This is a genomic window from Rhodothermales bacterium (assembly GCA_039944855.1).
Taxonomy (GTDB): Bacteria; Bacteroidota; Rhodothermia; order Rhodothermales; family JANQRZ01; genus JBBSMX01.
In genome coordinates this window covers 1-14,354 of the sequence record JBDUXZ010000008.1, presented here as the reverse complement: position 1 = coordinate 14,354, position 14,354 = coordinate 1, and the positions used below count along the sequence as shown (strand labels likewise).

The following is a 14,354-nucleotide window of genomic DNA, read 5'->3' as shown; positions in this document are numbered from 1 at the left end:
TCTGGACGGCCCGGGTCAGTGGCCCGCGTCGCGCATGGCGGGGCCTCCGCCGGACGGGAGAGCGAGGCCGGTCCCGTCGAGCGCGGGCATCCGGCCCTGGAGGAGGAGGTCGAGGTCGGCGCGGGCCTCCCAGTAGGCGGCGAGGGCGTCGAAGTAGCGGCGGGCCGCGTCAATCTCCAGCTGTTGCGCCTGGAGGAGGCCGAAGACGCCGGTCTGCATCGCATTGTAGCGGAGGAGCGTCTGCGCGACGAGCTCGGCCCGCAGCGGGAGGAGCACGCGCTCGTACTGGAGCGCCGTGCGCCGCGTCGTGGCGAGGCGCTGGGCGAGGGTCCGCGCTGCCGAGCGGACCTCGACGCCGACGGCGTAGTAGAGCGCCTGCCGACGGCGGAGCTCGGCGCGGAGGGCGGCCCGGCGGGCCTGCCCCTGGTCGAAGAGTAGGAGCACGATCTCGACTTCGGGACCGGCCTCCCACTCGCCCTCCTCGCGCTCGATCTCGCCGCCCACCTCGAGCTCGGGGAGCAGCGCCTCGGGCGTGGCGAGGCCGATCCGGTGGCCGAACGTGACGAGGTCCTGCCGGGCCGCCGCGAGGTCGAGGCTCGCCTCCAGGGCGGCTCGTTCGAGCGCTGCGGTGTCGAACGCCTCAGGGTTCGGGGACTCGCCAGCGCCTTCGACGACGCGGACGAGCTCCGGCTCGGTCTCGGGAACGGGCGGGAGTGTGCTTGCGAGGCGGAGGTCGGCGGCCTCGCCGAAGAGCCCCATCAGCCGGACGAGGGCCTCGCGGCTCTCGACGGCCGCGCCCTCGGCTACGAGGAGGTCGAGGCGGGCCTGCTCGTAGAGCGCCTGTTCGGCGAGGAGGTCGGTCGCCGGGACGTTGCCCGCTTCGCGGAGGAGGCGGGAGGCCTCGTACCCAGCCTCGGCGTTCGCGACCACGCGACGCTGCATGGCGAGGCGGGCGGCGTCGGCCTGGGCGCGGACGTAGGCCGAGCGCGTCCGGGCCGCGAGGTCGAGCACGGCCGAGGCCACGCGGAGTTGGGCGGCCTCCAGCTCGCTCCGGGCGATCCGCTTGCGGAGCGGGAGGTAGAACACCTCGAGGAACTCGACGGCGACGTTGAAGCCGAGGTCGGGCGGACCGCTCTCTTCGAGCGGCCAGAGCGCGCGGGCGCCGAAGACGGGGTTCGAAAGGAGGCCGGCCTGGACGAGGTTCGCCTGCGCCACGCCGAGATCCTCGTAGGTCGCCTGCAGACGTCGGTTGTTGAGGAGGGCGATCTGGACGGCCTCGTCGGCCGTGAGCGAGTCGGCAAGGAGGTCCGCCACGGCGGTGTCCGCGGCACCGTCCTCGTCGGAGTCCGTCGTCCAGGCTACGCGGTACGGCGACCGCTCAGCGACGATCGCCTCGACGTCGTCGAACGCCTCCTGCGGGCGGACCGTCGCGCACCCGGCGATGACGACGGTGGTGAGAAGGGCGAAGGCGGTGCGGGGGAGGGGCATGGGTCAGGGGCGGTGGTCGTGGTTCATCTCGCTGTGGTCCGTCGAGCCGCCGCCCAAGTGCGGCATCGCCCCGTGCTCCATCTCCGGCATCGCGTGATCGTGGGAGCCACACGTCAGCATCGCGCTCCCGTAGTACGGGTTGCGCACCTCGTCCCCACGCTGGAGCCACACGCCTCCCTCCGGCACGTCGCGGAACATCCCGCACGAGAACCGAGCGACGTCGTAGTCCTCGGGCACGCCTGTCGCCTCGACGAAGGCGACGAACGGCGCGCTGAGCTTCCCGAAGGCAACGCGAGCGGACGCCAGGTCGTCGGCCCCGGCGAGTGCTCGGGCGTGGGCCCGCATCGCCCCTGCCTCGCTAGCATCGAGCGTGGCGAGCCCCTCGGCGAGGGTGCGAGCAGCGGAGGTGGCAGCGCCGAGGTCATCGGAGGCGAGCGCGGATTGGGCCGCGAGGTAGGCGTCGAGCGTGGCGGTGAGGTCCCCGGCGGCAGGCGTCATCTCCGGGGCGTCATCGTCGTCGTCGCCCCAGCGTCCGGACATGTGGTGGCGGGCCGTGTGGCTCATCGAGGCCTCGTCCGCTTCCATCGTCGCGGCCGGGGTGTGCGAGGTCGCGCCGTGGTCCATCCCCGCCTCGCTGCCCGCCGGGGGATGGCCGTCTGGGCGGAGCGGGGCCGGAAGAACGGGAGGGCGAACGGGATCGAGCGATGCGACCGTTACGACGTGCGGAGACGGCGCCGCGGAGAGCGAGGCGGGGTGGTCGTCGGGGACGGAGACGGTGCCGGGGGAGGCGCACGCCGCGAGGAGAACGGTGAGGGCGAGGAAGAGGGAGGAGCGCATGGCGTTGGGTGTGTGGTGGGCGGTAGGGAAACGGCGCGGCCCCACCGACGTTGCTGCGCGCGGCCTTAAATCCCGCAAAGGTGTCATCCGGGCACACGTTCGGCGGGCGATTAAGGGCGATTGAAGCCTACGCCGCGCTCCCTGTCGCCAACCTGAGCGTCCCCTGAAATCCCGCAAAGGTGAGCTCCTAATCAGAGGCGTCACCCCGAAGACCCCTACCTTGAGGCCCACACCCTCACCCGCTATGGCCTGGATCCTCCTCATCGAAGACGAAGTCCGCCTCGGCGACAGCGTGAAGCGCGGGCTCGAAGAGGAGGGGTTCACCGTGGACCTCGCCCGCGAAGCGGCGGAGGGTGAGGCGAAGGCGCTCGCGAACGGCTACGACGCCTTCGTCGTGGACTGGCGGCTCCCCCACGGCGACGGGAAGTCCATCGTCGAGGCGCTACGGGCGGACGGGCGCTCCGAGCCCGTCCTCATGCTCACGGCGCTCGGCGACGTCGGACACCGCGTGGCCGGGCTCGAAGCCGGCGCCGACGACTACCTCCCCAAGCCGTTCGCCTTCGAGGAGCTCGTGGCGCGGCTCCGGGCCCTCCTCCGACGCCCTCCGCTCCAGCAACAGGAGATTACCCTGCGTGAGGGCGCCCTCGTGATGGACACCGTGAGCCGCCGCGTCACGCTCGCGGGGCCGGACCGCCAGGCTCTCCTCAACCTCCGCCCGAAGGGGCACGCCCTCCTCGAGCTCCTCCTCCGCAGCACCGGCGCTGTCCTCTCGCGGACCGTCATCGCCGAGCGGGTCTGGGGCGACGCGCTCTACGTCACCGACAACGCCCTCGACGTGACCGTCTCCGGCCTCCGCCAGAAGCTCGCCGACGCCGAGCGCGAGGCGGGTGCCCGCGCCCCGGAGGTCGAAACCGTGCGCGGCGTGGGGTACCGGCTCACGAGCGCGAGCGCCGCGACCTCGGACGAGGCCTGAGCCATGCTCCGCCGCCCCCTCCCGATCTCGCTCCGCCTCACGCTCTGGTACAGCCTGACGCTGTTCCTCCTCTTGAGCGCGTTCGCCGCGTTCTGCTACACCGGGTTCCACGTCGCCCTCCACCGCGACTTCGACCGCCACCTCACGCACGAGCAGCGCGAGCTCCTCCCCTTCGTCGCCGTCGACGCCGCGGGACCACACTTCGAGGGGCTCGACGAGCTGACGTCGGTGGCGTACCAATCGGAAGGCGTCTACGGCACGTACGTCCGTCTGCTCACGCCCGAAGGCGAGGTCCGCTACCGGAGCCCGAACTTCGAGGCGTACCCGTCGCTCCCCGTCGCGCTCCCGGGCCAGGCCGAAGAGACGTCGGCGAGCATCGTGTGGGATGGGCTCCCGGCGCGGACGCGCACGGTCCCGCTCCGGCGCGGCGACGACGGCCCCGTCCTCGGCTGGCTCGAGCTCACCGGCTTCGAGTGGTCGCTCCACCGGGAGCTCCACCGGCTCGCCGTGACCCTCGCCCTCGGCGTCCTCCTCGGCGTCGGCTTCGCCCTCGGGGCGGGGTGGTGGCTCGCGCGGCGGACGCTCCGGCCGATCTCGACGATGACGGAGGCCGCAGGACAGATGGGGGCCCGCGACCTCTCGGCCCGGCTCCCCGCCGACTTCGGCCCGCGCGACGAGCTGACCGACCTCGCCGAGACGTTCAACGGCCTCCTCGACCGGCTCGAACGCTCCGTCGAGCGCGAGCGGCGGTTCACGGCGAACGCGGCCCACGAGCTGCTCACGCCGCTCGCCACGCTCCGCAGCGAGGCCGAGGTCGCCCTCCGCCGCGACCGCGAGGCCCCCGACTACCGCGACGCCCTCCGCCGCCTCCTCCTCGACATCGAGCGCATGACGGCGACGGTGCAGGGCCTCCTCCAGCTCGCCCGCGCCGACACCCTCACGAAGCGGGCCGAGGACCGCCTCGACCTCTCCGCCCTCGTCGAGGATCGCCTGTTTCGGGCACGGCCCATCGCCGAAGCCAAAGGCCTCGCTCTCCACGGCGATGTCGCTCCCGGCGTCGTGATCGCGGCTCAGGCGTCCCCCATCGCTGAGGTCGCCGACAACCTCCTCGCGAATGCGGTGAAGTACACCCCGGAGGGCGGGCGTGTCGACGTACGCCTCTCCCACGGCGACGGGGCGGCCCGCTTCGTCGTGCGCGACAACGGCGTCGGGTTCTCACCGGAGGAGGCCGCCCGGCTCTTCGACCGGTTCTACCGCTCCGACGACGCGGCCGTCCAATCCGAGCCGGGCAGCGGGCTCGGCCTCGCCATCGTCCGTGCCATCGCCGAGGGGTACGGTGGTCACGTTCACGCCCAAAGCCCGGGGGTAGGGGAGGGGGCCGAGTTCGAGGTGGTCCTCCCGTGCCTCGCATGCCGTCCGCGGTCGGGTGCGGCAAGCGAACCTTAGCGGCATTTAAGGTTAGGCCGGGCACTCCTCCGGGGCTACCCTGTAAGAGGGGGACACCTCTCCTCTTACACCTCTCCCTTCGCAGCTCATGGTTACCCAGCAGATCCTCTCCGCCCATCCGTCCCCTGCCAGTCACCTCGACGCCCTCGTCGCCTGCATCGAGGACTGCTTCGAGTGCGAGCAGGCGTGCACGGCCTGCGCCGATGCGTGCCTCGCCGAGGAGAAGCTCGACATGCTCCGCCGCTGCATCCGCACGGACCTCGACTGCGCCGACATCTGCGCTACGACGGGCCGCGTCCTCTCCCGTCAGACCGAGCCGACGTGGGGGCTCATCCGCGACCAGGTCACCTCGCTCCGGACCGCCTGCCGGACCTGCGCCGAGGAGTGTGAGAAGCACAAGGACAAGCACGAGCACTGCCGGATCTGCGCCGAGGCCTGCCGCCGCTGCGAGCAGTCGTGCGACCGGCTCCTCGACGCGCTGCCGAAGGCTACTGCTTAGCCCGCACGTAAGGACACGTCTTCGCCCGACGTGAAGGTCGAGCGGTCCCCGCTCCGCCGTGATCTCCTCGGCAGGGCGGGGGCTGTCGCTGTATGTCCCGCACGTTCTCACCCGTCCCCACCCGTAGCGCCCGCTCCCATGTCCTACAAGCGCTTCCTCGCCATGATCGCCACCTCGACGGTGGTGATGTTCGTCCTCATGTACTCTACGGCGTACAAGTTCACCCACGTGTGGTGGAGCGAGACGCGGTTCTGGATGGCGCTTTACATGGGCGCCACGATGGCCGTGATCATGCTCGCCTTCATGCTGAAGATGTACGACGACAAGCGGAAGAACGTCGCCATCTTCGTCGGCAGCGCCGTCGTCTTCGCCCTCGCGCTCTTCTTTGCCCGGAGCCAGACGACGGTGCAGGACCTGGGGTGGATGAAGGCGATGATCCCGCACCACTCGATTGCGATCCTGACGAGCGAGCGGGCCGAGATCTCCGACCCCCGCGCGCGCCGCCTCGCCGACGAGATCATCCGGGCGCAGCGGGCCGAGATCGCCGAGATGGAGGCGCTCATCGCCGACCTGGAGGGCTCGGACTACGAGGGCGGCGAGCCGATCCCGCCGTCTGTCCCTCCGGTCGAGGGCGGCGACGAGGACGTGCCCGGCGCTCCCGCTCTCTTTCTCGGGCCGAGCCCCCTGCGGGGCGACGTCCTCGTGCTCGACTCGGTGAAGGTGAAGTCGGACGCCTGGGTCGTCGTTCACCCCGAAGCCGCAGAGGGTGGCCCCGACGCCTCGACGATCCTCGGCCGCTCGTTCGTCATGCACGGGGTGACGGAGCGGGTGCCCCTCGCGCTCGACGCGGCCATGCCACCGGGGGCGACGCTCCACGTCATGCTCCACGACACGGCACGCCCGTCGTCCGAACCGTGTCGCCTCGGTAACCCCGTCGTCTCGGTAGCCCCGACCCGCCGACAGTCTCCGCCGCTCTCGAAGCAAGGCCCCTCCCTCTCATGCGGTATGCCCTCACCGTCCTCGCCACGCTCACCGTCCTCACCGCGCTCGCCCTCGTCTTCCCCTACACCGGGCTCTACGATGTCGCCGCGGACGAGGGCCATAGCGCGCTCGAACGGTGGTACCTCGACACTACCTCCGAGACCTCGATCCGAGCCCGTGCAGGCGACATCGCCGTGCCGGACGGCTACGCTGACTCGGCCCGGGTAGCGCGCGGGGCCGTGGCGTACGCCGAGATGTGCCAGACCTGCCACGGGGCACCGGGCCACGAGCGGAGCGTGATCGGCGAGGGGATGGCACCCAAGCCTCCCCGGCTGAGCGAGGAGGCCGAGGAGTGGGAGCCGGAGGAGGTCTACTGGATCATCGCGCACGGGATCAAGATGGCGGGGATGCCCGCCTTCGGCCCGACGCACAGCGACGAGGAACTCTGGGAGATCGTCGCTTTCGCCGAGCGGCTCCCGGAGATGACGGAGGCGGAGTATGCGGCCCTGACAACCCCTCGGTCCGGGACGGCCGCGGACTCCTCCGCGGCCCGGCCCCGCGCTGACGACGGACACGACCACGTCCACTGACCCCATGCTGCTACTCCTCGCGGGCATCGCGCTCCTGCTCCTGGTCCTTCTCGACGCGCTCTGGACCACGCTCGCCCCGCACGGGGCGGGACCGGTCACGAAGGGGTTGGCGCGGGGGCTGTGGTCGCTGGCGCTCGCCGTTCACCGGGCCGCCGGCGGCACCCACCGTCTCCTCGCCGTCGTCGGCCCGGCGCTCCTCTTCCTCGCTTTCCTGTGGTGGGTGGCGGGGCTCTGGACGGGGTGGGTCCTCGTTTTCGAGTCCGCCGACGGCTCGGTAGCCCGCGCCCAGACCGGCGAGCCTGCCGACCTCGCCAGCACGGTCTACTTCGTAGGCTTCACCCTCTTCACGATGGGGAACGGGGACTACGTCCCGACGACGGACGGGTGGGAGATCGCGACGGCCGTAGCCGCCCTCAGCGGGCTCTTCGTCGTCACCCTCGCCATCACGTACCTCGTGCCCGTGGTGTCGGCCGTGGCGGCGAAGCGGAAGCTCGCCGCCCACCTCGATGACCTCGGTCGGTCGCCCGTAGAGATCGTCCTCACGGCGTGGGACGGCAGCGGCTTCTCGTCGTTCGAGCAGCACCTCGGCCAGATCATACCCGAGCTGGAGATGCACACGCAGCGGCACCTCGCCTACCCCGTCGTCCACTACTTCCACAGCACGGAACGACGGACGGCCGCGGGCCCCGCGATCGTAGCCTTCGCCGAGGCGCTCGGGTTGCTCTCCCACGCGGTCGCGCCCGACGTGCGTCCCGCGCCGGCCGTGCTCGTCCCCGCCCACCGCGCCGTAGAGGGCTACCTCGGCACGCTCCGCCGAGGGTTTGTCACCGCCGCCGCCGACCCTCTGCCCCACCCGAGCCTCCAGGACCTCGCGGACGCGGGGATCCCTGTCGTCGACGCAGGGGAGTTTGACCAGGCCCAGAGAGCGGACGCCCAAGAAGGTCGGTTGCTCCACGCGCTCGTCCGCGACACGGGATGGGATTGGAGCGTCGTCAGCTGAATGTGCTATCGGATCTCTGGTAAGGCTCCTTGTCGCGGGTATGGATGACGGGGCTTCCGGGCCAGTTTCTCCCCGGCTTGATCGTGTACTCCGTACAGCTCTGGCGGCGGTGGCCGGCACGGGTCGGATATCGAAATCGAAGTCGTTCGGTGCCACGTTACGCCCTCCCTCCTTTCAGAGTAAGACCGAAACAGACCACCGCGAGTCGTGTGCGGGCAGGTTCGGAGAATCAAGTACGTGGTCGGTGAGGCCGGCAGCAATCCCGGCGCTCCAGGTGCCCGTCGATGCGCGTTCGGGACCGCGCTATCTGGTAGTGGGGTCCCACGCTAGGGCCTGATGTTGTAAGGGCGTTCCTGCGGTCCTGTAGTGGCTTCACCTCATCGATGCCGGGGCGGGCGGTGCTCGACGTCGGGGCCGGTGGCGCGGACGACGAGGCGGCCACGGGGGGTCGCGACGTCGAGCTCGGGCCACGCCTGGCGGACGGTGTCGAGGGCGTGGCGGACGCTGCGGCCGAACTCGCTCTTGCCGGCGCGGGTGAGCGCGCCGTGCTCGTCGGTCCGGTAGTGGCTGCCAAGCTGGGCGTGGAGGTCGTCGTAGGAGACGGCGAGGGAGGGGCGGCCCTGCCGCTGGAGGCTCCCGAGGCGGTAGGTGAGCCAGAGGTAGAGGTCGTAGGCGGTGGGGTGGGCGCGGAAGAACTGCGCCTTGCGGAAGTCGAGGGGGAAGCACGACGTGACGACCTCGCTCCAGAACTTATCCGCGAGCGTGATCGTGCCGCCCTCGGCGGGTTCGCGGATCGCGTTCGATCCCCCGATGTCCTGCGCTGTGCTGGAGGCCTGGTGCCAGAAGTGGTAGGCGTCCACGACGAGGACGTTCTCGCCGCGGAGGTCGCGGCGGCCCGGCCCTGCGGTTTCCCACTCGAACGTGACGACGCAGGTGGCGAGGCGCTGGAGCTGGTCGAGGACGTAGCGGATGCGGCCGTTGTTGCCGCCGGAGGGGGTGATGTCTACGCGCTCGCAGAAGGCCGTGAGCGTGCGGCCGAGGTCGATGGAGGGGGTGCCCTGCTTGCGAGCCTCGGTGATGACGAAGCAGAGGAGGAGTCGGGCGAGTCCGCCGTAGGGGACGCCGCGGGAGATCTGGGGGTGCGCGACCGACGGCCCCTTCGTCATCCCGGCGCGGACGGTGAGGGTGAACTCGCCGTTGGTGGCGCTGTAGTGCGTGGCGAGGAGGCGTACCGTCTCGGGCGAGCCGTCGGCGAGGGTGCTCCCCGTGCGGGCCTCGACGGGGCGTCCGTCGGCGTCGAGGAGGTAGACCTCCCGGTGGGGGAGCATCGCCTGGACGAAGAGGCTCGGGTTCATGGCGACGGCGCCGTCCTCGCGTGCACCGAGGGAGAGGATGCGTTCGAGGCGGCGGGTCCGGTTCGCCTTACGGGTGTCGGCGGCGCGTGCGGGTTCGCGTCCGGCGGCGGAGCGGTCGCCGACGTGGGAGAGGCGGCTCATGGTCGAAGGGGTAGAGGCGGACCCTCACCCTGCGACGCCTGCATCCCCTCCGCTGCGACCTATCCCGGAGGGCTCGTTCGGCGGACCGTCGCTGGACTCGGGGTCCCGACGTGGATGGAATCGAGGTCGGACTCCTTACGACGAGGAGTTCGGCCGCGCTGTGATGACAGGGCCATGCGGCGAACCGCCCCCGGCTCGTCGTGAGAGCCGGTCGGGGAAAGGTAAGGAGTGGTCGGTAATTTTTGTCAAACAAATAAGTTGTTTGACAATGAGGTGTCTAGCAAGGAGCCTTCGCCGTACTCGCCAGGCTGAAGTGGGGGCGACGGTGGAGGAAGAGGTACCTTATAGGGTTGATCTCTGGAATCCCCGAGCGATGACAGCCACGTCCGATCCTCCTGCCGCACCGAGTCCGCCGTCGCCCGACTTCCGTGACGACGGGTGGGCCGTCCACTACGTGAAGTACTACTTCGTCTTCTATACGAGGCGTCGCCGGCCGTTCTTCGCCGATGCGGCGGCGAATGCTCGGGTGGAAAAACTGATGCGCGCGACCGCGGCGGGGCTGGCGTGCGAGATCACCTTTCTGAGGGCGTACCCCTCGGTGGTGGTCGTCCACGTGGAGGCATCGCCAATGCTCTCGCCGAACGTGATCGCGACGCGGTTGCGCGAGGACGTGGCGGGGCCGCTGAAAGAGGAGTTCGAGTCGATCCGCCGGACGGGGGCCGTGTTCGTGCGGCGGTACCTGGTGACGACGGTGCCCGTAGCAGAGACGGGCGGGGAGGCGTTTGAGGGGCGGGTCTCCTCGCAGTAGCGGGGAGGTGAAGAGGAGGATCGTCACGACTGCGAGATTTTGCACCGATCTGCCCGCTATCCTATCTCGACGCGTTAGCGCAGGGCTCAAGGAGTCTCGGCCACGTCGCCGCGGTGGAAGCAGGCTGGCGACCTGCTCGTCGTCACGCTGTGAAGAGATAGGAGCGCGAACGGGCACTCGGCAGGCAGCAGCTCTCGCTACGAGATGCGCAGTCGGCCCGCGACTGTTACACCTGATTAGACGATCTTGCCTGGGGTCCAGAGGAGCTATTTTCTAGCGTTCGATAAGGGAATCTTATCGGGCGCTAGGCGTTACCTTCACCTCATGAAGCAACGCATCTTTCCCTATGGGACCGACGCTGTCAACCGGTACGGCATCAAGGTCACGGCCGGCGCCTACGCTGGGGCCCAGTGGTCGTCGTGGGACGACGGCGTCCCCCAGCTGATCGCCCACGATCATCAGCGTCTCATGGGCTGGTCGTGGCCCTACGCGCTCATCTTCGAGCCCGGCCGGACGTGGTCACTCGGGCAGTCGCTCCTCGCGGAGACCGATGAGGACAAGACGGAGCTCAAGAATCGGTTTTACAACCACCTCGCTCGACGGGTTGAGGACGAATGCCGCCCGCACGAGGGCAAGTTGCGCCGACTGATGCCGGATGCAGGCGTGGAGGCATCTCTGTTCTACGCCGACGCCGCGTGCCTCTTGCGCGAGGGGTTGCTCGGGGACGTGCGCCCCGACTTGTACGCGTCCGAGGACAAAGACGGACTCGTCGTCGTGAATGGATTGAATCACCTCGGCGGCGGAGTGTTCGACGTCGACGGGCTCGCTGTCTTCGCACACCCCTTCTTCCGTCGGTCGTACTCACGGTATAACACGCTCAACGACGCGTTCTTCGACACGATGGACCTCCTCCTCGCCGAGGGGGTCGAGGTGCGGCTCGCGCTGGACCGGGACTTGGTTGGGCTGGCTGAGACCTACGGGCGACGATCCGAATTCCAGTTCTGGTGGGGACCCGCCTTCACCGACGACCTCGCCTCCATTCCGACCGGTGTCACGCGACACGGGAGCACGCCGCGCGAGAAGCTGTTCAGCCAGATCGACCACACCGACTTTTTTTGGTACTCGCGGGGTGGGGAGCACACGCTCGAAGTAGAGGAGGTACGCGACTCGCCGTCCGCAGCCGTCGGTGACCGGTACGGGTGCCGCTACGTCCACTCGATCGTGGGCGAGGCCACCGGCGAGGTGGTGCACCTGGACGGCGCCGTACGCATGTACGACGATGAGGGCATGGTGGCGCGGCTCGACGTGAACCTCGACGCCGCGCCCAAACAAACGGAGTACACGAAATTGTGGAGGACCGACCACCCTCTCCCCATCGCGCTATGGAAGCGCGTCGTCAATGACTACTACCGGGACAACTACCTCGTGGGCGAGTACCTCGGTGGGGGCCGAGGCGATCTTGAAGGAGCCGAGGGGGTCACCGAGGCCCATGAGCCTTCGGCTCCCTCGGAGGCCGACGTGGAGATGGATCCTGTGATGAGGGTGACGAACGAACGGGAGTTGACGTCGCTTTTAGTCCCGTACGCGATGCAGCCGGGTGACGGGGTGTACGTCCGCATAGCGATGCGTCCTCGACCGGAGCCGTCAGGGTGCGACAGGTGGTTCCGTCCATTCCAGTTCGTCCCAGACCCTGAGCACCCAGAGCATCTCCATTCGTTGATGGAGCTAGGCACGCTGCACCTCAGGAAGATCATCAAGCGAAACGGGGGCGTCGTTGGTCTGCCAGCGCAGGAGATGTGGGTACAGTACCGAGACGACTACATCAACCTGACGCCCGTAGTCCACGAGGTCGAGGATCCGGCGTTGGTGTCCCACACTCTCCAGGCCATCCGGGAGTGCGCTGACGCCCATGGATTGCGTCACAGCAGGACGGTGCTTTCCTTCACAGTCGCCTACCCCGTTGGCGACCGTGAGGTCTCTATTTCCGCGGCCGGCCCGGTTTCGGATCTCGTTGACTGGCTCGATGCCGTCGGGTTCACCGTGCCACAAACCCAAGATGAGGTCGCCGACTGGGCGGGGCGAACCGCAGCGCACCAGTCCGGACGGAGCTGTTCTGACGTCGATCCACTCGTACTGGATACGCCGAGCGGGCTGTTCATCGAGCGGGAGGTGGTCGGCGAGGCGTTCCAGGCTCGGACGTGGTTCGACGAGGCGGAGGAACGACTTCGCTGGTCAATCGCGGTCGACACGAAGGCGTCCGCCCCGCCCGGTGCTATGGTGCTCCAATCCGCGCTCAAATCGGGAGCCATCACGGTCGCGACATCCTGGATCCTCGACGACGTCGTATGCACGATCTGCAGCGAAGACTATCTGACGTGTGGTTGCACCGTGCTCGACGAGGGTTTCTCGTTTAACACTAATGCGGCACGCTTCTTCTGTCACACCTGGACCGATGCGCAAAGCTGATCCCGTTCACAACGGCGAACTGAGCCACCCGGTTGAGACCGCGCTCTCGGCCGTCAGGAGCACCGCCCAAGCCTTTGCAGAGCAAGCGAAGGCCGAGAATACCAAGCGGGCCTACCGCGCCGACTGGCGATGCTTCCGGTCGTGGTGCGGCGAGCACGGGCGGGACGCGCTGCCGGCGAGCCCGGAGACGGTCACGTTATATATAGCGGATAAAGCGGCCCCCTCCGACGGGAGCGAGGCGCTGAAGGTGTCGACGCTGGAGCGGCGGCTCGCCGCCATCAGCCAGGCGCACCGGATGAGCGGGCTCCCCTCCCCCGCCTCCACGCGCGAGGAGCCGCTGCACTCGGTGTGGGCCGGGCTCGTCCGCACGCTCGGGCGGGCGAAGGATAAGGTGGCTCCGGCGCTGACCGCCGACGTCGTGGCGATGGTCGAGGCGCTGCCAACGCTAGAGCGTCCGGACGGTACGTGGGAGCCGACGGTGAGCGCGCGGCGCGACCGCGCCCTACTGCTGCTCGGGTTCGCCGGGGCGCTGCGGCGGAGCGAGCTCGCCGCACTCACCGTAAGTGACCTCGCTTTCGGGGCCGACGGGCTCCGTGTGCGGCTCCGGCGTTCGAAGGCGGACCAGGAGGGGGCGGGGGCCGTGCTGGGTATCCACTACGGGGAGCGGCCTTTGTCGTGCCCGGTGCGTGCCGTGCGGGAGTGGATACGGTTTTTTGCAATAACGGAAGGTCCCCTCTTCCGTGCCGTCGACCGCCACGGCAACGTAGGCGACACGGCGCTCGCGCCGGGGTCCGTGGCGCGCATCGTGAAGCGGGCCGCGAGCCGCGCTGGGCTCGACCCTACGGCCTACGCAGGGCATTCGCTCCGCGCCGGGTTCGCTACGCAGGCGGCGAAGGCGGGCGCCCACGAGCGCTCGATCATGCGGCACACCCGGCACAAGAGCGAGCGCGTGCTCCGGGAGTACATCCGCGAGGGGCAGCTCTTCGACGAGAACCCCACCGATGACCTCGGGCTCTGACCGGAGAAGCCCCCCGCCGTTGCAGTCCGCTCGCCTATCGCCACACCTCAGCCGTTCCAGAGTGTGCTCAGGTCCCCTTCGATAACCCGGTCTGCGCACGAGGTACGGATGAACTTACGGATCGGATAAAGGTCAAGTCGATCTCCCTCGACTCCGATGGATCGGAGAGCCTCGGTGTGGCTCTCTTTTTCGCTGGGTGCATAATAGGAGACGAGCCAGCGGGGCGGAGCTCCGCTGGTCGCGTCTACGATCGATTTGAAGTATGGGAGGTCGACCGGCGAGAGAGCATGGCCTAAGACGTAAACCTCTCCTACACCTGCGAGTGAATCGAAAAAAGCCTGGTTTTGCTCGATGATGGCCGCCGTCGGCTTGAGCGTGTCTTGGAAGTACTGTTGGATGATTTGTTCACCCTCTTGCACCCTCGGGTCCCGCTCACGGAGTTCCTCATCCCATTCGTCAGAATGCCCGACGGATTCCTGCTTCCAGCCGTGTCCCAGTACGATAGGCCCCCCACCCGATTCGCTCGATCCATGGATGTATAGCACACGGCGCGGGTCGACGCCGTAAAGTTTTTCTAGCGTGCTCGTGTAATTAAAAGAGATGAATCTAGAGTCGGGTTCTACCCTCAAGAGGAGAGGGAGATGGCCGGGGTTTGGTATAGGCACGCCACCGATCCACTCCGCAATCGCCTCGACAAGCCGACGCGACAGGGCTTCGAGCACCTCCCCCATCTCGTATTGGTAGTCGTGGTT

Annotated in this window: 13 protein-coding genes; 9 read left to right on the top strand and 4 right to left on the bottom strand. The window is 68.8% G+C overall.

What is annotated here, in order from left to right:
- Window positions 1–15 precede the first annotated feature (15 nt).
- Window positions 16–1,488, bottom strand: coding sequence for a TolC family protein (locus ABJF88_05420; protein ID MEP0546352.1), 1,473 nt, complete (start codon window positions 1,486–1,488; stop codon window positions 16–18).
- 3 nt (window positions 1,489–1,491) lie between these two features.
- Window positions 1,492–2,325, bottom strand: a complete 834-nt coding sequence (locus ABJF88_05415) for a DUF3347 domain-containing protein (GenBank protein MEP0546351.1) — start codon at window positions 2,323–2,325, stop codon at window positions 1,492–1,494.
- Window positions 2,326–2,569: 244 nt separating this feature from the next.
- Here ABJF88_05415 and ABJF88_05410 point away from each other — a divergent pair, with 244 nt between their 5' ends.
- The 6 genes from ABJF88_05410 (at window position 2,570) to ABJF88_05385 (ending at window position 7,814) form a co-directional block, all read left to right on the top strand.
- On the top strand, window positions 2,570–3,298 hold the full coding sequence (locus ABJF88_05410) for a response regulator transcription factor (GenBank protein ID MEP0546350.1): 729 nt from the start codon (window positions 2,570–2,572) through the stop codon (window positions 3,296–3,298).
- Window positions 3,299–3,301: 3 nt separating this feature from the next.
- Window positions 3,302–4,744, top strand: coding sequence for an ATP-binding protein (locus ABJF88_05405; GenBank protein MEP0546349.1), 1,443 nt, complete (start codon window positions 3,302–3,304; stop codon window positions 4,742–4,744).
- Window positions 4,745–4,832: 88 nt separating this feature from the next.
- A complete protein-coding gene (locus ABJF88_05400) occupies window positions 4,833–5,243 on the top strand; it encodes a four-helix bundle copper-binding protein (protein ID MEP0546348.1) in 411 nt (136 codons plus the stop codon).
- A 138-nt stretch (window positions 5,244–5,381) separates the two neighbouring features.
- Window positions 5,382–6,452, top strand: a complete 1,071-nt coding sequence (locus tag ABJF88_05395; GenBank protein ID MEP0546347.1) for a DUF305 domain-containing protein — start codon at window positions 5,382–5,384, stop codon at window positions 6,450–6,452.
- A 26-nt stretch (window positions 6,453–6,478) separates the two neighbouring features.
- Window positions 6,479–6,814, top strand: a complete 336-nt coding sequence (locus ABJF88_05390) for a cytochrome c (GenBank protein ID MEP0546346.1) — start codon at window positions 6,479–6,481, stop codon at window positions 6,812–6,814.
- Between the two features lie 4 nt (window positions 6,815–6,818).
- Window positions 6,819–7,814: a potassium channel family protein gene (locus tag ABJF88_05385; protein MEP0546345.1), complete on the top strand. Its 996-nt coding sequence runs from the start codon at window positions 6,819–6,821 to the stop codon at window positions 7,812–7,814.
- A gap of 377 nt (window positions 7,815–8,191) precedes the next feature.
- Here ABJF88_05385 and ABJF88_05380 read toward each other — a convergent pair whose 3' ends face one another.
- Window positions 8,192–9,310, bottom strand: a complete 1,119-nt coding sequence (locus ABJF88_05380; GenBank protein ID MEP0546344.1) for a replication protein RepA — start codon at window positions 9,308–9,310, stop codon at window positions 8,192–8,194.
- A gap of 373 nt (window positions 9,311–9,683) precedes the next feature.
- Here ABJF88_05380 and ABJF88_05375 point away from each other — a divergent pair, with 373 nt between their 5' ends.
- The 3 genes from ABJF88_05375 (at window position 9,684) to ABJF88_05365 (ending at window position 13,602) form a co-directional block, all read left to right on the top strand.
- Window positions 9,684–10,118, top strand: a complete 435-nt coding sequence (locus tag ABJF88_05375; GenBank protein MEP0546343.1) for a transposase — start codon at window positions 9,684–9,686, stop codon at window positions 10,116–10,118.
- Window positions 10,119–10,442: 324 nt separating this feature from the next.
- Complete coding sequence (locus ABJF88_05370; protein ID MEP0546342.1) at window positions 10,443–12,584, top strand: hypothetical protein; 2,142 nt, start codon at window positions 10,443–10,445, stop codon at window positions 12,582–12,584.
- Window positions 12,571–13,602, top strand: coding sequence for a site-specific integrase (locus tag ABJF88_05365; protein MEP0546341.1), 1,032 nt, complete (start codon window positions 12,571–12,573; stop codon window positions 13,600–13,602). Before ABJF88_05370 ends, ABJF88_05365 begins: the two co-directional genes overlap by 14 nt.
- A 47-nt stretch (window positions 13,603–13,649) precedes the next feature.
- Here the strand turns inward: ABJF88_05365 and ABJF88_05360 are convergent.
- The coding region (locus tag ABJF88_05360; GenBank protein MEP0546340.1) for a bacteriophage abortive infection AbiH family protein at window positions 13,650–14,354 on the bottom strand (705 nt) is incomplete at its 5' end.